Source organism: Arthrobacter glacialis (assembly GCF_002909415.1).
Taxonomy (GTDB): Bacteria; Actinomycetota; Actinomycetes; order Actinomycetales; family Micrococcaceae; genus Specibacter; species Specibacter glacialis.
Window position 1 is genome coordinate 305108 of the sequence record NZ_PPXB01000003.1, and the last position, 17231, is coordinate 322338.

Annotated in this window: 14 protein-coding genes; 8 read left to right on the forward strand and 6 right to left on the reverse strand. The window is 52.3% G+C overall.

Annotated features, from left to right (window positions below):
* Positions 1-746 precede the first annotated feature (746 nt).
* The 4 genes from CVS28_RS20395 to CVS28_RS20405 all read left to right on the forward strand — a co-directional run bounded on the left by CVS28_RS20395 (position 747) and on the right by CVS28_RS20405 (position 4659).
* Positions 747-1454 carry an HNH endonuclease gene (locus CVS28_RS20395; RefSeq protein ID WP_423716384.1) on the forward strand — a complete coding sequence of 236 codons (708 nt, stop codon included), beginning with the start codon at positions 747-749 and terminating at the stop codon, positions 1452-1454.
* Between the two features lie 20 nt (positions 1455-1474).
* Complete coding sequence (locus CVS28_RS05035; protein WP_165788069.1) at positions 1475-1936, forward strand: DUF4160 domain-containing protein; 462 nt, start codon at positions 1475-1477, stop codon at positions 1934-1936.
* A gap of 851 nt (positions 1937-2787) precedes the next feature.
* Positions 2788-3648, forward strand: a complete 861-nt coding sequence (locus CVS28_RS20400) for an alpha/beta hydrolase (RefSeq protein WP_207797162.1) — start codon at positions 2788-2790, stop codon at positions 3646-3648.
* 258 nt (positions 3649-3906) lie between these two features.
* Positions 3907-4659, forward strand: coding sequence for an SDR family NAD(P)-dependent oxidoreductase (locus CVS28_RS20405; RefSeq protein ID WP_103480862.1), 753 nt, complete (start codon positions 3907-3909; stop codon positions 4657-4659).
* Positions 4660-4713: 54 nt separating this feature from the next.
* Here CVS28_RS20405 and CVS28_RS05050 read toward each other — a convergent pair whose 3' ends face one another.
* From CVS28_RS05050 to CVS28_RS05060, 3 genes are all read right to left on the reverse strand, one after another.
* A complete protein-coding gene (locus tag CVS28_RS05050; RefSeq protein ID WP_103480863.1) occupies positions 4714-5208 on the reverse strand; it encodes an NUDIX hydrolase in 495 nt (164 codons plus the stop codon).
* A gap of 81 nt (positions 5209-5289) precedes the next feature.
* Positions 5290-6564 carry an MFS transporter gene (locus tag CVS28_RS20410; RefSeq protein ID WP_133159053.1) on the reverse strand — a complete coding sequence of 425 codons (1275 nt, stop codon included), beginning with the start codon at positions 6562-6564 and terminating at the stop codon, positions 5290-5292.
* 142 nt (positions 6565-6706) lie between these two features.
* Positions 6707-7969, reverse strand: coding sequence for a condensation domain-containing protein (locus CVS28_RS05060; protein WP_165788070.1), 1263 nt, complete (start codon positions 7967-7969; stop codon positions 6707-6709).
* Between the two features lie 939 nt (positions 7970-8908).
* On the opposite strand from CVS28_RS05060, the gene CVS28_RS05065 reads away from it, so the two are divergent.
* Both CVS28_RS05065 and CVS28_RS05070 read left to right on the forward strand, forming a co-directional pair.
* Positions 8909-9874, forward strand: coding sequence for a DUF2599 domain-containing protein (locus CVS28_RS05065; protein ID WP_103480866.1), 966 nt, complete (start codon positions 8909-8911; stop codon positions 9872-9874).
* Between the two features lie 14 nt (positions 9875-9888).
* On the forward strand, positions 9889-10143 hold the full coding sequence (locus tag CVS28_RS05070) for a hypothetical protein (protein ID WP_103480867.1): 255 nt from the start codon (positions 9889-9891) through the stop codon (positions 10141-10143).
* A gap of 561 nt (positions 10144-10704) precedes the next feature.
* Here the strand turns inward: CVS28_RS05070 and CVS28_RS19360 are convergent.
* Complete coding sequence (locus CVS28_RS19360; RefSeq protein WP_133159054.1) at positions 10705-11025, reverse strand: hypothetical protein; 321 nt, start codon at positions 11023-11025, stop codon at positions 10705-10707.
* A 189-nt stretch (positions 11026-11214) separates the two neighbouring features.
* On the opposite strand from CVS28_RS19360, the gene CVS28_RS05075 reads away from it, so the two are divergent.
* Together CVS28_RS05075 and CVS28_RS19605 are read left to right on the forward strand one after the other, a co-directional pair.
* The gene (locus CVS28_RS05075) at positions 11215-11739 is read left to right on the forward strand and encodes a hypothetical protein (protein ID WP_103480868.1); all 525 of its coding nucleotides are present in this window, start codon (positions 11215-11217) and stop codon (positions 11737-11739) included.
* 214 nt (positions 11740-11953) lie between these two features.
* A complete protein-coding gene (locus CVS28_RS19605; RefSeq protein ID WP_165788071.1) occupies positions 11954-12112 on the forward strand; it encodes a hypothetical protein in 159 nt (52 codons plus the stop codon).
* A 1322-nt stretch (positions 12113-13434) separates the two neighbouring features.
* Here the strand turns inward: CVS28_RS19605 and CVS28_RS05080 are convergent.
* Positions 13435-16542, reverse strand: coding sequence for an HD domain-containing protein (locus CVS28_RS05080; protein ID WP_103480869.1), 3108 nt, complete (start codon positions 16540-16542; stop codon positions 13435-13437).
* 171 nt (positions 16543-16713) lie between these two features.
* Positions 16714-17091, reverse strand: coding sequence for a transposase family protein (locus CVS28_RS05085; RefSeq protein ID WP_243399700.1), 378 nt, complete (start codon positions 17089-17091; stop codon positions 16714-16716).
* Positions 17092-17231: the final 140 nt, after the last annotated feature.

Consider the following 17231-nt stretch of genomic DNA (forward strand, 5'->3'; position numbering starts at 1 on the left):
GGTGCACTCGTAGTGTGAGAGATTTCAGAAATGGTTGCTCGCATCAGTAGTACACCTCTCAGGTTGCCCTGTAGCCAATGGGCTGGTTGCGGAGTAGTAGTGCGGAGGACTAAAGGTCCAGAATCTGATGACCGTCACAGGGCTCCTCGACAGGACCAGTTGACCAACTGACTTGTTGTCAGGGCCTCCAACTACCCTAGGACTCAGACACGAGCAACGTGCACCACGACATGCAAGCACGCGGACAGGACGACGAGATGCCACGGACTAGGGTTTTCGCAGGCAATAGCTGCGAGATTTGCGAGCAAACGATCCCCGCCAACGGAACCAGAGTCGCGCAGCAGCGCAAAGCGCGATTCTGCTCAATGACCTGTCGCCGCGCCGCATCAACCCGGCATGATTCAACCTGTGAACAATGTAGCAAGAGCTTCAGTGTGACAGCCTCACATAGTAATCAACGATTCTGTTCCGTCGCATGCCGCAGCGCTTCCGGCTGGAGCGACGTCGTATGCGAGCATTGCGGAAAAACGTCGCGCTTCAAAGCCAACCGGGCAAGAACACGACGATTCTGCAACCGGGCCTGTATGTTTGCGGCCTTGGGGTGCACAGTATGCTCCAAGATTCGCCCCTCGGCTCGGCAAACCGAAGGAGATAAGTACTGCTCGGACGGATGTACCATGACGGCGATGCTCGAGGAACTCGCCACTCGAACCGGAAAGCTCCTCGCTGTGTGCAGTGGATGCAACATGCTGCATCCGGCTGACCACTTCACCAAAGAGCAGGGTACCCGAAATGGGCTATCCGGAACTTGCAAGGATTGCGCTCGTGGATACTACGAACAAAACAAGGATAGTTACCGGCTCCGACGCTACAGCTATCAGGCTGCACCGGGTGGCGTTGTTGTCCAATTCGCTCCAGCCGAAAAATTGGCCCGATTCGCCCTTTGGGGCGGACGCTGCTGGATCTGCGGTATCGAGGGCGCAACCCAAGAAGACCATGTGAAGCCCATCTCGAAAGGCGGGTCCCATTGCCTGGCCAATTTGAGGCCTATCTGCCACTCATGCAACGCGTCTAAGGGCGGCCGCTGGCCACTCACACAGACAGAGCTAGTCGCCAATTTCGTCCGCCTAAACCCGCGGGCCGGCCAGGACAAGAAAATCGTTCGTCGGCCCCGAGTCGAATGGACCTGCCCGCAGTGCAGGTCCACTTCACGCATCAGAGCTCACCTGATAGCAACCATCAAACACTGCTCGAAAGCCTGCAGCATCGAGGCCCGACGCGCTCGACTGCTAGTCAAGACATGCCAAAATACACAGTGCGCTAAGCAGTTTCAATTGCCGGACCAAAAAGGGAATAGAGAGAGAAAGTTCTGCTGCATTGAGTGTGCGTGGATTGCGCGGGACCGTCCAGCGCAATGGGGCCCGGCTGCCACCGGTCAGCTAAAGCTGTTCTAGGAAGCGCGTATTCTTGCCGAATGAGTAAAGACCCAGGCGATATCTTCCGGCATCAAGAACAAGACCTTCCAGTGACCTTATACACTCAAGCAGACTGGGACGACGCCGATGCTAACGGCCTGATCACCGCGGCCCATGTATTAGACCGCTTGCATAGAATGCTCGAATTTGCATTGGGAAACGAAAATCCGAACGCCCGCTTTGATGAAGAAGGTTTCGTCGTCGCCTTGGTGGCGGCAAGTATCAAGCAGGACAAGATCAAATTGACCGTCTACACCAACGACCACAACCCTCCGCACTGCCACGTTGATGTCAAAGGAGAGAGCCACGGAAAACTGCGAATTGACTTATCTACCGGTGAGTTCATGGAAGATGTTCCGAAAAAAATAAAGTCACAGCAAACTCGAATAATGACCTTGTTCACTCAAAACCAGGAGGCTTTGAGCAAGCTATGGGACGGCTACCAAAGCAACCAATCTTAGCGGACGTATAAAAGGCCCAATCAAGAACCGCCAACCGGATTGAGCCCTCTCTAGCCGATGGCGCTCTTCTATATTCTCAACATCACAGAGACTCATCAGATATCGAGACACGGCAATGGAAAAACCATTCGTATTGACCACCTGCGAGTGCGGGCGTCCCCAGGCACAATCGGCCGCCAACGGCGACCCCTGCCGAGAGATGCCAATTGACTGCCCCCACCAGAACATGCTTCTTCTGGTGCCCGCGGGGCACTACATAAGCCCACGTCGGAGCAACATTCCACCGGCAGCAACCCAGAGACCTTCGAACCGATATTGCTTCATGGGATAGACGTGTGAAATTATGCGATCCAGGTTGGGCTGAAGACTATCGCCGCAGGTCAGAAGCATATTCGAAGCCTGACGCTCATCAACAGTTTTCAACGCTTATTAGCCCCGCTGTCCTGCCATAGGTCCATTTCGGGCTGTCAATAGGCCGTTTTGACCTTTTTCTGCATAGTGGGATTGCAACAACGAGTGATACTAAATACTCTCCACTTTGCACTGATTAGGATGAGTTTTGTATGACGTGGTGGGAACTCCTGCCTCGGCCGCTGCACGACCTCGAGTAGAGCTATTGAGTCACCCATACCATGGGTAACATTTTACTCTTGGCTCATACCGGCTTGACAGCCCGAGCCAATATGTCATGAAAGAGCCTACGAACAAGGCCTCGTGAGGCCAATAGCGAGCACCTGGCAGCCTTTGGGGATTCTCCCAAGTCAGGAGTCAAGTAAAGCCGGGGCAGCCCCGACTAGACTCGCCAGAATAGCTGAGCATCAACCACAAGAAACCCTACGTAAGGTTAGAACGTGAAACCGCTTGAACAGACTTTGCAAGCTGTCGACTGGATCGACAGCACGGTCCAGGGACCACACGGGCCTATACCTGTCCGATGGTATTCACCGCAAACCGACACTAATCCAGTCAGTACCACGCCGATCGTTTGGATCCACGGGGGAGGATTTTTCAAAGGTAACCTGGACCAATCGGAGTCTCACGACGTCGGCCAAGCCATGGCCGCAGCGGGATTCCGAGTCATCACCGTTGCGTATCAACTCGCAAGCGTCTCGAGATTTCGCCGGTCGACCAGTGGGTCGCGGTGGAGCCCTCCCGTCCACTATCCGGTGCCGGTGGATGAAGTCGTTGCCGTAGTCCGGGAAGTGCAACGTGGGGCGCCCAACGGGGTGATTCTGGGCGGCGCAAGCGCCGGTGCTTGTTTATCGGCCGCAACCGTGCTTCGTTTGGTGCACGATGGCGCTGACGCTCTAGCAGGCGTCTTTTTTGCGTATGGACTTTTCCACGCTGCGCTGCCAACTCGGTCGCGCGAATTGAGGCGCCGCCTCCGTGGCCTGCGCCGATTTGCCCACGCACCGGCGGTACTCAACCTGATGAATCTCCACTACGCAGGCCGGCCATCCGCGCTCTCGGAACCCGATGCATTTCCCGGCGGACACCCGTTGCGAGGATTCCCGCCAACGCTCATGATTGATGCCGATCACGACTCAATGCGCGCATCTGGCGGTAAGTTTGCTCAGGAACTTTCCGCAGCCAGGATCGAAGTGGACTACCACGTGCTGCAAGGGGCATTCCATTCCTTCCTTAACCGACCACACGACCCTAGCTTTGCAGATAGTCTAGATTTGATTGTCGATTGGGCCCGGCGACTATAGCCTTGATTCCGCGCCGACCAAGGCTGGCACCAGAGCCAAGGTCGCGCCGCTGCGCCGGTGTTGGGCGCCGACGACAACAGCCTGCTCAGAGCGGCAACTCGAGTTAGTTGTAAGTTGCACCCGGAAAGCTGCATGAGCAATCACCACAGCAGCCCATTTCCTAGGAAGTTTGATGATCCAGCTTCGCGCCAACGAAAGTGACTTTTCCGACGCCCTTCAGGCACTCAGCAAGCTGCAAGTTCCATGTAGAGTCCTGTCATGAAACGAGTCCTAATCACTGGAGCTTCAAGTGGAATCGGTGAAGCTACCGCACTTCTTTTCGCTAAAAAAGGGTACGAGATTGTCCTCGCATCACGTTCGACAGCCAGACTTGATGCCCTTGTTGAGAGTCTACGTACTGTCGGAGGGATTGCCCATTCACTTGCCTGCGATCTATCGACTCCAGAGGGCTGCGAGCGACTAGTACCTGAGGCTATGAGCCTCATGGGCGGCATAGACGCCTTGGTCAACTGCGCAGGGGCGACTGGAGCGCACTCGATCGAATCAAGCACGCAAGAGGTTCAGTATCTAATAAACCTGAATTTGATTGCACCGATTGTCCTCATGCGTGACGCTATCACCGCGTTCAAAATTCAGGGTCACGGAACGATTGTAAACGTCGGATCGATGGCAGGCGAAATTGGAATCCGAGGAACATACTCGGCTTCCAAATTTGGCCTAAGAGGAATTACAGACTCCGTCCGGAGGGAAGTTGCCGGGGACAACATCAACGTCTCACTCGTAGTTCCGAACAGGGTCCTAACATCCATGAGTTCAGGGCGAGGCCGCGGACTAGTTGGTGCGGAAGTCGTTGCCCAGGCTATTGAGCGGGGAATGCAACGCACGGCTCGCCGCATAGTGATTCCCCGTTCAAGGCGCCTTCAGATTCTTGTAGAAGCTGTTTGCCCCTGGCTAATCGACCTCGTCACCAACACGAGACCCACCAGAAAAACGCTAAGTCAATCCGACTAGTAGACGGAGGGATTTGTCAGACCTCCCTCCAATACTGCCGGTATGAGGGTGTCACTACCGACCGACAGAGAAAAATCTGCACAAGGCCGACAGAGTGGCTGCGTCCTCGATCGCGCCAGCGGCTATCAGCCGGTGCACTTCGGCAACAGAAAGTAACTCGCTTTGCCAGTTCTCACCAGTTTCAAGGGCAGACGATCCATGAGAAGTGATTTTTGCCTGGAAGATGTGGCACCGGGTAGAACTTATGGCAGGTACTTGTAATACGTGCCCTAACGAGTGTGTTTCCGCCACGCTGTATCCGGTCTCCTCCCGGCATTCACGAATTGCGGCATCCTCGGGGATCTCTCCCGGTTCCACTATTCCGCCTGGCAATTCATAGGAAGCCCGAGACCCACGGCCACGATGCCCTCGTATGAAGAGGATCTTCTCGCTGTTCGTCGTGGCCAATACGACTGCAGTATCAGCGGCGTGAATTCGGAACCACGATCGATCCCCCTTTGATTGTTCGGTCACCCTGAACCAGGGATTTTGATGTACGACAATTTCCATTGAAATGTCTCCTTTGCGTTGTATCGGGCGCGAGACGCGCCCTGCTCTAGGCGTCCCAGTGGACTAGACGTTGTCAGACCGCTATCCGAGGGTCGCTTGTCGGAGTGGTTTGAGGGTGAGCGCGTAGCAACCGGTCAGCGATACTAGAACCCCACTGCACAGAAAAGCAAAGCTTGCCCCTGCGAAATGCGCAATAAGGCCCGTTGCGGCGTACGCAACTGGCGCACCTCCGATGCTTGCAAGTGTTACAACGCTCAAGACCCTGCCGAGTTGGGCAGGGTCCGACATCGTGATGACGAAAGTTTGGATCAAAGTCCCACAGATTCCACCGCAAAAGCCCAAAACTAATCCTGCTCCAGCTGCTAGCCAAATTTCCGCCGCAGCTCCAACAACGATAAGTGCCGGGCCCATGAGCACTACAGAACCTAGTGCGTAGAGCCCTGGATGGGGTAACTTTGGTCCGAATGTTATGTAAAGTGCAGTTGTCATCGCCCCAAGGCCAACGCAGGCCAGGACAGTGCCTACTCCTTGCGCCCCCCAACCACGGTCATCCACAAGCACTGGTATTCCGGCCGTGATAGGGCCTGCAATGGCAAGCTCCGAAAGGGCGATGATCAGAAGCATTGGCCTTAGTACGGGATGGTCATACACATATTCCAGGCCCGTCCTGGCGTCGAGGAGGAGGCTGATGCGCAGCATTCTTAGCGTGTTTTTATTGCTTTGGGAACGGGCTGATCCGCCCGGTCTGTCCCCGGGATCTACATCAGCTTCCAACTTAACTGCAGGCGAAGAAACGCGCGTGTAGAAGAGTAGACACGTCGAAATCGCGAGGATCGCTGTAAGTATGGCGAACGTAGCTCCCGCGTTAATATGCGCCAGTAGATAACCAACCAAAGGAGGGCCCGTCACCATGGCTAGCCGCTGAAGAAGTGACCGCGCGCCTTGTAGGCGGCTTAAAGACGACCTATCAGCAATGTAGGCAGGGAGTGCTGCGACAGCAGGCAGAAAGAGTGCGTCAGCGATTCCGAAAGCGATTGTAAGCAGAACCAGCAGCCATATATCAGAAGCGCCAGACGAAAGGCAAATTGACATGGCTGCAATTACAACCGCACGTCCCACGGAACTGGCGATTGCCGTCCTTTTCGGACCGTATCGATCGGCGATGGCACCGCCGAAGAGGAGCAGGAGTGCACGCGGCACCGCTCCAGCAGCAAGGAGAAAACCCACCTGAGCTGGCGTTGCGAATCGAGTCGCAGTCCAGGCTAGAGCCACGAAGTACATCTGATCACCAAGGACGCCGCTTCCATAGCCGGCCAACCAGAGCACGATGTTGGCTCGCCGTGATCGCTTCCTCACTTCAATATCTTGGTCCCTAGTGATACGTGACCTCGCCCATCCTACTAAGTTGACTCGTTCTTCGGTTTCTTTTAGTTTTAGTGACTGCAAGCGCGTCTGGGGCCTTCACTTCGTTCCATACGAGCACAAATTCGACCCTCACTTATTTTGCTGCCGTCACCAAAACTCGATTCCGTTTCGCTTTAGCGGACTCGAAGCTCAGCGCCGCTATGGTCTGCGTGGCGATTTCATTGGGCAGTGATTGGGTACCGAACCGAGGTGAAAACGACCAAGCAAAGACCCAGTCCGAAGCCTGTTTCTGGATCTTCAGCCGAATGGGAGTCGACGACGTGCCCCCTGATGGTTTATACATCGGTTGAACAGGTGAGGCGGTAAATCCGTCAGACTTCCATTTCGCAGGATTGAATGAACCAAAGAAGTTTACGAACGCGTGTCCGCTAATTTGTTGCTGAAGTGGCAGGTTTGATTGGCTCCTTACCCTTTGAAAGCTTGCCGGCCACGAGTCCGCGGCAGACTTCGTAGCTTCGACGTCTGCTGCATGATTTGAGTTGTTGAGGATGAACGGCAACGCATGAGCCACCCAGCCCCCGGCGCCTCGCCGCAGCGAATCACAACGGCCGTGCACAGCAGCATCAATACGAATATGGTCTAACGAAGTGGACTCCTGTACTGCCTGTGCCAACGCTGAAATTGCAAGCCCCTCGTCGAAGTTTGAGGCGATGTCGGCTCCGTTGATTCTGTCGAAACGTTGCATCGCAGCAGAACCCTGATTGGCATCTTCCGACTGGAGTTGTGGAATTTCCGAAATGCTGTCCCAAGGACGCTGCATCCACCAGTTCTCATCCGCTCCAGGGGTTCGCAACCAGTGGGACTCTAGCTCACGAAGAAATTCAACATAAGTATCTTTCATGCTTGGAGCGCATCGCTCCCTTGCATACGAGCGCGTGAAGGTTCGCACAAACTGTGCTGCTGAGACGAGGTCTGCCAAGACATGATTGAAGACAAAAACAACATAGTCACGACTTTCACCTACAACATGAACAGTTCCCCACGTCTTGCCATCCACGACGTCGAACTGCTCAGCCATTGCTCGGACGTGACGATCCATCGCGTATTGAATGTCGTCACCATCTGGAAATACGGAGAGATGGATAGCCCGGCTTTGCCCGCTGATGTGATCGGACACCACTTGCCTTGAAAGAGACACGGATGTCAACGATGTCAGTGAAGTTCGAAGAGCCGGATGGCTGCTTTCCATGTTCTGAGCGGCGACTTCAAACCGCCTACGGTCAAGGCGTCCTGGTGCCGTAATTGCCATCGCTATGACATATTTGTTCGAATAATCTGGCCCATAAGTGCCGCGGACTAGATCCGACTGACCTAATGTAAGTACTTCAATCCCCATTGTGAAATCGTAAGACATAAATCGCGCTTGGTCATACCGAAGGGCACCTACAAAGACGTTTATCTAAATGAGATGGCGCTAGACGAAGTGATGCGGTTGCATCTTTCATCATATGTTGGTAAGAACACTAGATAATTGAGTCAAGAATCCCGAATACTATCCATTTTGATGAGGCAGGCACCAGGAGCGACTATCCGATTGGACATGATTAACGCCTAAATATATGCGCTATTACTGATTACAACTGTCCTTTCGTACCAATTATTTAAAGACCATTTCCAAGAAGACGATTTTCCAGCTGTCACTTGGCGTACTATGAACCCAGCTACCGTTCTATAAATCCGATTATCGAAGCAAATGGGATCCTGCACGGAGGACGTTCTGAGCGAACGGACGCCGCCAGGGCGTAAGGCGCCAAGTCCTGGCGAATGCGCAAATCCCCTGTCGGCAGAGATGTGGTCAAGGCCCAGCCTAGGCGGAACTTGTCCGCAAGACTGGCCCGATCTAGGCGGATACGTGCCTTCTGGGGGTGCCAATTCCCGTGTGCGCAGATCAGGCGCCGAGAAAATTTACCCCCTGCGATCGGCAACTCTTCCCTAGCTGTCCTTGTCGTCGCTCTATTGATAAAGGGTCATATGGCCTTTCATCACGGCGGAAGTGGTCAAGAAATTAACCATGTTCATTAAAGCCTCCCCAAATTTGTGAGACAAAACTCACAAATCGAGTACGAAATAAATGTATGAGCAGATTCGGACCCCAATAGGAGACCGCTATACCAATTCTAAATCACGTAATGACAACACGATTCGAATAGTTGAGATGTACTGGACCTTGAGGCGGCTCGTGCGCTAGGCTCCTGAAACATGCGCTGAAAACGCTTATGCATTTACAGCGCTAGCTAGACATAGACAAAGCAAGCTCAATAAAAAATGGGGTAAAATGAGAAAGCACACGCTTAAGATTAGCTACGTGGGAGTGGCCGCGGCGGTATTGCTGGGCACCGTTGGTATAGCTCCAGCTAACGCAAGCAATAGTTTCGATCCGATTGAATCGATCCTCAACGCAGCTCCCGAAGTACTCAAAGATTCCATCACATCTGCTTCAGTCGATCTCAACCGAGACGTAGTAAGCCGTACAAGTGTCTCGACTGGGGCCAGCGTTGAGCTATCTGCGCAAGCATCCGCCGGGGTAACGCTCAAATCCAGTGATGGAACCTCGATTTCAATCGGGTTGCCGAGCACAGACAAAAAACCTGTAGCTAAGAAGGTCCGAAACCAGGTCGCGTACGATAACCGCGACGGCTCGACGACGGTGCCAGTTACGAAGTCCGACGGTTCGGTTCAGATCACGACCGTGCTTGCTGACGCCTCTGCACCTCTGAGGTACGAATATGCATTGGGCCTCCCCGAAGGTACTCGTCTTAACCTTGATTCTTCAGGGAGTGTTTCCATTCTCAACAATGAAGGCGTATTCGTGGGGGGTGTCTTGCCGGCATGGGCAAAGGACGCCAACGGTGAAAGCGTAGCTACAAACTATGAAGTGTCTGAAAACAAGCTCGTTCAAGTGGTCACCCTAAGCGGCAATGAAGTTTTTCCGGTCGTGGCAGACCCTTGGCTGGGAATCGGACTAATTGACAAAGTCGTGAAAACCACTGATGCGGGCAAGGGTGCTCGATACCTAGTTTATCCAACCGTTTGGGGACGCGGCGGAGCCGGCATCGCAGCCCGGTGGGCCGCCTGGGGCGAGGCTGCAGAGAAAGGTGTGCCTCGGACCGCGACCTTGGAGAATCAATTCCTTTGTCACTACGACGCACGCCCTGTCACGACATTCAAGTCGAGTTGGAACCTCGAAGCTTACACCGCCGACAAAGGCTACTTCGGTTTCGTCGGCAACATGTGCAACTGAGATGAGAGCCTGTTATGAAAACTGAAGTGAGAAAAGTAGTTATTCCTTGGATACTCGTAGTAATTCTGGCAATCGCGACCTTCACGCTTGGTCTCGTCGCCGGATATGCGGCAGACGAAGTTGCCGGTTCACCCCAAGGTTCTGCTGAGCTGAATCCGTTGCTGATTGCCTCTGTGTGGATATTTCTCGCCGTGACTCTTCTGGTGCTGGCCTGGGCAATTTACAAGACAATACGATTCTCGTCGAGGAAGCCGTCCGCCGGCCAATAATTTGGCATGAGCGAGGGTATCTCCTTGCCTCAGGACACCGTGACGACCCTGTTCTTATGTCTGCCGCCAGGGCATGAGAACAGGGTCGTGTTATTGGCGTCGAGCGCAACTACTCGCACACGGTAACCGGCGGTTGCTGTCGCGGAATTTCCGAGACGAGCGTGGCCAGCGGGAGTATAGGTAGCTAGATTCGCTACAGTAGGGCTTCGTCATGGACGGCTGATTCGGTGGTCAATGCTGTTTAATGTGGGTGAGGATATTGACTCTGCGGACGGTGTAGATTCGGTCTGAAGCCACGGAATTCTAGGATAGATCTGGCCACATAATTGCCGAAGATGATCCCCATGACGGGACTGCCCGGGCTTTGCTTGAGAGAGTCACCGAATGCCGGAGCAGTCCCTACTTCCACGAGCACCAGCTCGACAGGTCAAGGAGTCAAGGAGTCAAGGAGTCAAGGAGTCAAGCAAAGCCGGGGCAGAACCGTTGGGTAGAAACGTGATCATGACGCAAATTGACTATCGACAAGAGGGGCGCGAGATCCGCGAAGCACCGTGCTTGTTGTTACCGTTCAGCAGAGAGCCAACCCAACCCACTTGATTTCGCCAAATCCCCGATGCGGTCAACACTTCCACCAATTTCGACCACAACGACAACTGTGATCCATCCGTCAGTACCACCGACTGCATGCTCAACCCGACTAACTGTTGGGCTGTATGACAGGGACGAATTGAGATGCATTTCAGGGGGCAAGAGGTCATCAGAAAAGGAGACTGCTTCCCCGATTCTGGGAAGCACCTCAGTCTTTACGGGATTGAGCGTGAGCCAACCCATAACTTTTTTGTTGTTGGTAATGTCGAGTCGTGGAGTCCATGTAACTGTCATGTGTTCAGCTTATGCGGAATGAGCCATACCGATTGATTGCGTCAAAGCAAACGGTGTCGCAAGATTGACGAATGGACAACTGGCATGCATCGGAGTGGCTTACATTTTCTGCCCTGATAGTAGCCGTGCTCTTGGCATTCGTAGGGGTATGGGCAAATGCGCAAATGGGGTACGCGCCGAGGAAAATTAATGGTTACCTATGTGTCAACCGTACTTCTAACTGCCTCTGCAGCCACCGAAGCCCTCTCCGCCGACCTTGAGGTGACCTGCAAAAACGTTCCTGTTAGGAATCCTCACCTAGTCAGCCTTGTACTGAAGAACATTGGACCCCACGACATAACGGAGGACAAGTTCGTTGATGACCATTTTGCCGTCAATTTGAACCAGACCCTATATGAAATCGTCAGGTGGGGAAGCAGGGATAATTTCCCTCCATCTATCTACTCGGAAAAGTTCGGATCTGGAAATGGAATCGTCGGCTTCAAACCGGCTCTCATACCAAAGGGTGCAGAGTGGGCCGTCGAATGCATCGTTTCAGGTCCAACCACTCCCGAAGTCATGGACCGTCTCGTGGACACAGACATCGTAGAAGGAGAACCTCAAAGTCGAGCGTTCCTCAATGCACTTTCTGATGCCCAATGGGGCGCAGCGGTTGCCTCAACCCCTTGGCCTCGGCGCCCTCTTGCACCTTTCATCGCAGGTATCCTTCGCTAGACCAATAATCCGTCGTTTCTGCCTGCCAATTATGAAGGTCCTGAACTCTTTTGGGTTCATCCCTGCCAACGGGCGTGCTTGTGCTCTTACGATGGTTGCGACACTTGAGGAACGTTTCCGGGCGATTGGCGACTACCCGAGCCGAGACCCTCGAGGCAGATTGTGAAGCATCCATGGAATCATGCCGCTGTCTTTGTTGAGAAAGATAGTGAGTATGCCCAAGAATTTTCCCCCTGAAGTCCGTGACCGTGCAGTGCGCATGGTGCTGGATCGATTGCCGGACTATCCATCGGTGAATGCTGCTTGCAAAGTGGTGACTCCGAAGCTCGGCGTTGGCACCGAGTCGCCGCGCCGCTGGGTCACCCAAACCTAGGTTGATGCTGGTGTAGAACAGAGCCCGAGCAGTTACGAGCTGGAGGAGATCAAGCGGCTGCGGCCGAGGTGCGGGACAGACAAGAGACCAACGAGATCCTCAGGCAGGCGTCGATTATCTTCGCGAGGGACTTCGACCCCCGCCGCCGCTAATCATCCTGACCCCAAGTACTCGGGCTGAAACCAAGGCCCCCCAAAAATTACGCTTTGCAGTCCAGGCCATGAGTTGGGAAGCATCCGGGTGGTCAACCCTACTTGTCGGCGCAGCAATCATCGCTGTTCCTGCTTTCACCAGCTAAGTGGCTCACCCCTGCTATCAACCACCGCGCAGGATCGCGCCCATTGAACAGCCCACCGAAGGTGCTTTCAAAATGTCGATGACCGCGACTGCCCTAGCAAACAGAGCTGGTTTCTGTCGACGCCCCGCATGGCAACAACGAACCTGGTCAAAGAAGATTCCGCCGACCAGGAACCCTGTGACTTTCGAACCGATATTGCTTCGTGGGATAAGCGGTCTAAATTCTCCGGTCCGATTCACGCAAAAACTATCACCGCAGGTCAGAACCATATTCGAAGCCTGACTGTTATCAAGAGTGTTCACCGTTTGTCACCCCGCTTTACAAGTATCGGGTAGCCATCACTTGCCATTACCCCGCATTAACCCATGTTCCAGAGAATTAGTTGTGACAATGGAAGGTATTAAACACTCTCCAGTTTGCGTTGATTCTGGAGAGTTTGTGGCGAGTCGGTCGTAATCCCTCGCTCCCATTCTCACCTGCAAAATACCTAAAAGCCGGGCACTAATGGAGAGGTTGCTCGCCACCGCCGACTCGACCGGGAAGCTCGAGGCCGCCTAGATGGTGAAGGAACAGGTCAGGACACTGCTGCGCACCGGTTCATTCGAAGACGCCAGCCTTCCAAAACTGACCTCGGCCACCTCGCGAAGGAAACCAATCAGCCCGAATCGAACAGACTCTGGCGGACTATTTACCGTGGACGAAAGAACTTGAGACCCTCACCGTCGCCAGGGCCACCACCAGCAAGGTTGAAGCCAACAACACCAACAGCAAACACATCAAGAGGACTTACCCAGAGTTCATCACAGCGCGAACCATAAAACTCGAATTATGCTCAGAAGCGCCTGCCCAACAGCAGCCAACCATCTAGCGCAATAGTGGAATTCACCACGAAACGCGGAGAGCCATAGACCCTCTCAAAATTGAGAGGGTCTATTGTTTCGATCACTCACTTTATGCAAAACTTCTTTGACATCTTGAAATTAATTCACGACATTTCGCTGCCAAGAAGAGCAACTCCAACTGATCATGATTCATCAACATCTCCTCTTCTTTGCCAAGCGGAGCCAGAGGACCATATCTTCATCGTCGGCGTTAACGAAGCAATTTCGATTAACGCATCACGCTCAATCCAGCACTTCCTCTTTTCATCCGCCAACCAATTCTCCAGTAGCTCCTGCAACTTACCAATCCCGGGAACTAGCGTCTTCCCCCAAGGGCTCATCCAGTCAGCGATAAAAGATAAAGTAGCCATTTCCCCAAAAACCGAGTCAATCTCACCATCTATAACGCGCTTTTCGAGTCGATTGAAAATTGCACATAAACCAGAACCAGGAAGGAAAAGCCTATTTCCATTCACAAAAACAACGTCCGTATCTTCTAGACCAGGAAGCAAAACATCGCCGCTAGTTGAAAAAACATTATTAAGACTACTCCGATTGCGGAATTCACGAATATGTGAAGCCATCTCCTGAAGTCGTCTATATTCTGTTGCAAATTCAGCGACATATTTCCGATCACTGGACCACCGGCCGGCTGTCTTCTCGAGTGTAAGAAATAAACTCGTTCCACTCTCCAATGATCGAATAGAGGAAGGCTCAAGTGTCTCCCAGAGTAGCTCGTCGTAGGCAAAAAGAGCATCCTGTCCGCCAAGAAGTGGCACGGAATCATCGCCCACATCGGTCAGCAATCCTCCGTCCTGGAGCAAGCTCAATAGACCCTTGGGCTTGGGCAACCAGTCCAAGAATCGTGCAGCATCATCTGCTGCAGGACCGATCAACACGGCAACACCAGAACTTTCAAGCTCAATACTGGACATGGCCTCTAGGGCTCCGTTAGCTTCAACTGGATGAAGCGGAGCGCTTCGAAGTACCTCCCTCAGGAAGTTGGGCTTCGTATACAACCGCCCTCTTTCGCCAGACATGGCTGCCCGATAGAGATGCGCCGCCTCCTTAAGCGCCAATCTCTTGGACACACGTTTTTCAATCACTCGCATTTCATCTTGGATAACAGTCATGACCGACGAATAGATGTTCTTAATCAACCCATCCAGAAGCAATCCACCTTCCAGATCCGTCCTTGCCACGTTGGTAGCAGGTGAATTTGGCCCATTCACATTTATGAGCATAACTGCGCAGTCGTCGCGAAACCCCGGGACAGATTCTGTTACTCGGATACCTTGCACGCTTACCCCAGAAACCGCCAAAGACTGCTGCCCAGGCAAGCGCCTTGGGGTGTCAAATTCAAGGTGGCTCCTACCTCTACGCAATATTTCCCACTCTTGATACAGGGCATTCCAAGATTGTGCTATGGCAATCTCAACCCCGTCTTTCTCAATTTTAGAAACACGTGTTCGTCGTGAATGAGTAGATGGCAATTGTTCCAGGATTCGCTCCAGCGCCAATTCTATAGAATCCGATCCAATCGCATGGCCATCATCACCATCCATATAGCAAGTTACCCTACAATTTGGGATAATTATCCACTTTTTCAGAATGTCTCGAATATCACCATTTATATCTGAACTTTTCCTCAACTTAAGTTCAATTTCTGTGCCTTGTTTACCTATGCGTCGTGCATAATCAGAATTTTGGTCAAAATCCTTAATTAAATATCGACCGTGAACTGATTTAAGTACCAACTCGCGCCCAATAGACTCACCCACAGGAATGGTTGCCACACGAACTTCGTCAGCAATCATAAAAGCCGATAAGACACCAATACCAAATCTTGATATAGAGGTGAAACTCGGATGCGTTTCTTTGAATTCTTTTGTTTGATAACTTGAAGAGCCAACCCTTAGGAAATGTTCTTCTATTGTTTCTTGAGTCATTCCGACACCATTGTCTAAAATTCTTAGCGTACGTAGTTTAGAGTCAAAAGTAATTCGAATATCTTCATCTCCAGGCAAAATTGCCAATGAATTTTCATTTTTCCGAAGCCTAACGGCATCAATCGAGTTCTGAACAAGTTCTCTAATGGCTACACTCGCATCATTGTAGAGCGTATGACCGGTTAGAAGATCAAGAACCCTCTGCTGATCAAATTGGAATGTAAATTGCCTACGGTCAAAACCATCGGCTTCCACCTGTTCACGATCAATTGCATTCCAGCCAAAGACGTACTTTCTTCCATTTGAAGCTGCCTCTGAGCCTTGCATGGCCCACGCATGGCTGAGCTTTAACTGCAGCTCACAGTAGTCCAAATACTCCATTAGAGCAAAGAACCCCTCTGCATTCTCAAACCTTGCATGTATTTCTATTACATTTGAGTGTCCTTCTTTCATTGTACGAGGTGCGACAACACGGACTGCCTGCTGCTTACGCCATTCTTTTTGACCCATGGGGTCAGAGGGGCTTGCCAAGCGATACTGAATGACCGGGGTTCGATCCCTCGTCATGTGAAGCAAATCGGCAGTGCGCAAAATGATTGCCGCGTATTGTAGATTGGCGCAATCTTGCTCGTCCGTCCCATATTTGCGTTCGATTTTATATTTTGAAAGGTCGTCCAGATCATCCAAATGATGACTGCGCGCTATCATGGCTATGTCGGTTCGCAAGACCTTGTCCAGAGGGCTAAAGAGTTTTTCGATGATCGCTACAGCGTCCGATGAATCTCCATACGTCAAATATGGTTTATTTGAAATCCAGGCCTCGATGCGCTCGGCGTGATGCTCTCTTACAAATTCTTCATACAGAAAGTGTTCTCGATCGTCTTCCTTCAATGCATCCAGACGATCTCTAAAGTCAATTCCCTTATCAGTGTCGTCTTTTAGGATCTGAGCCTTAAAATCCAAGAACCCCGTTTGACTGCGATTTTCATATTCACTTTTGGTGACCAGCATCCCTAGGTCGTGAACATATATTGATAGTGTAATTAGCAAGGCGTCCGCCACGGTTAGTTGCTCAAGTGTTTCAGTCGGAATTATCCAGTCTGCGGCAGCCAATAGTGCGTCGATATGTGAGATATCGTGTTTAGTGTAGGTCGAAAATTCGGCTGTTCTCCCAACGGCACCAAGCATTTCAGTGAGAGTCTGGCGAGCACTATACATGTTATACGCCCCAAGTGACTGCCGATTCAGCGCCTCTGATGCAAGTTTTTCAAGTTTACTGCCACCGAGTTTCAGATTTTCCATGTTGCTTCCTTGTGTTAATTAGTGCCTAAAAGACTAGTTGCACGTCTTGCGATATTTTTGCGCCTATCTTACCTTACTATTTGACATGCAGTATTCTTCTGAAGTGCATTTGCTTCTTTTTGCGTGTCCGACTTACCAAGTGGCGCGAATGAAAATTCACCGTAGCTGCATTTACGCTTGCAAAACCAATTTGGCGATCGCCTGGGAGTTTAGTACTGAATACGACGGGTTACCTATGGAGCCATTGCCCTGATGCACCAGGTGTTCAACCGTCTTGCGGGGGCGCGATGATTCGTCGCAGAACAATCGCCGCTTGGCCCACACGACTTCCACCGGTCCGGCCACGGGTATGTCTTTGACTCGTTGCTGCCGGCCAGAGTGACGACGGGTGCCGATGACCCCGCAGCCAGGGCACCCTGATTCAATGGTGCTTTCAATGTGAATTCTTCTCTGGCCGAAACTCAACGTCTGGGTTCCCAGGACGCGGTAATCGTGAAGATTGAAGACGGTGGTGGCAGCGTCAGGGTGCAGCAAAGTAAGCTCGTTCAAGGCTCGTAGTCCTGTCATCGATGAATGCGTCAGAACATCCGTCACAACAGGGCTACGAGCCACCTTTGTTCAAGGACACGAAACCAGAATTCACCACGAACCGCGGAGAGCTCCCAAGGGTCGGGCGATTCATGATTCAC

Excerpts from the sequence above, each read along its gene's own strand:
- CVS28_RS05080 (WP_103480869.1), bottom strand. The coding sequence starts at position 16,542 with ATGGAAAATCTGAAACTCGGTGGCAGTAAACTTGAAAAACTTGCATCA.
- CVS28_RS19360 (WP_133159054.1), bottom strand. The coding sequence starts at position 11,025 with ATGACAGTTACATGGACTCCACGACTCGACATTACCAACAACAAAAAA.
- CVS28_RS05060 (WP_165788070.1), bottom strand. The coding sequence starts at position 7,969 with ATGGGGATTGAAGTACTTACATTAGGTCAGTCGGATCTAGTCCGCGGC.
- CVS28_RS05035 (WP_165788069.1), top strand. The coding sequence starts at position 1,475 with ATGAGTAAAGACCCAGGCGATATCTTCCGGCATCAAGAACAAGACCTT.
- CVS28_RS19605 (WP_165788071.1), top strand. The coding sequence starts at position 11,954 with ATGCCCAAGAATTTTCCCCCTGAAGTCCGTGACCGTGCAGTGCGCATG.
- CVS28_RS20395 (WP_423716384.1), top strand. The coding sequence starts at position 747 with ATGCTGCATCCGGCTGACCACTTCACCAAAGAGCAGGGTACCCGAAAT.
- CVS28_RS05070 (WP_103480867.1), top strand. The coding sequence starts at position 9,889 with ATGAAAACTGAAGTGAGAAAAGTAGTTATTCCTTGGATACTCGTAGTA.
- CVS28_RS05065 (WP_103480866.1), top strand. The coding sequence starts at position 8,909 with ATGAGAAAGCACACGCTTAAGATTAGCTACGTGGGAGTGGCCGCGGCG.
- CVS28_RS05075 (WP_103480868.1), top strand. The coding sequence starts at position 11,215 with ATGGTTACCTATGTGTCAACCGTACTTCTAACTGCCTCTGCAGCCACC.
- CVS28_RS20405 (WP_103480862.1), top strand. The coding sequence starts at position 3,907 with ATGAAACGAGTCCTAATCACTGGAGCTTCAAGTGGAATCGGTGAAGCT.
- CVS28_RS05050 (WP_103480863.1), bottom strand. The coding sequence starts at position 5,208 with ATGGAAATTGTCGTACATCAAAATCCCTGGTTCAGGGTGACCGAACAA.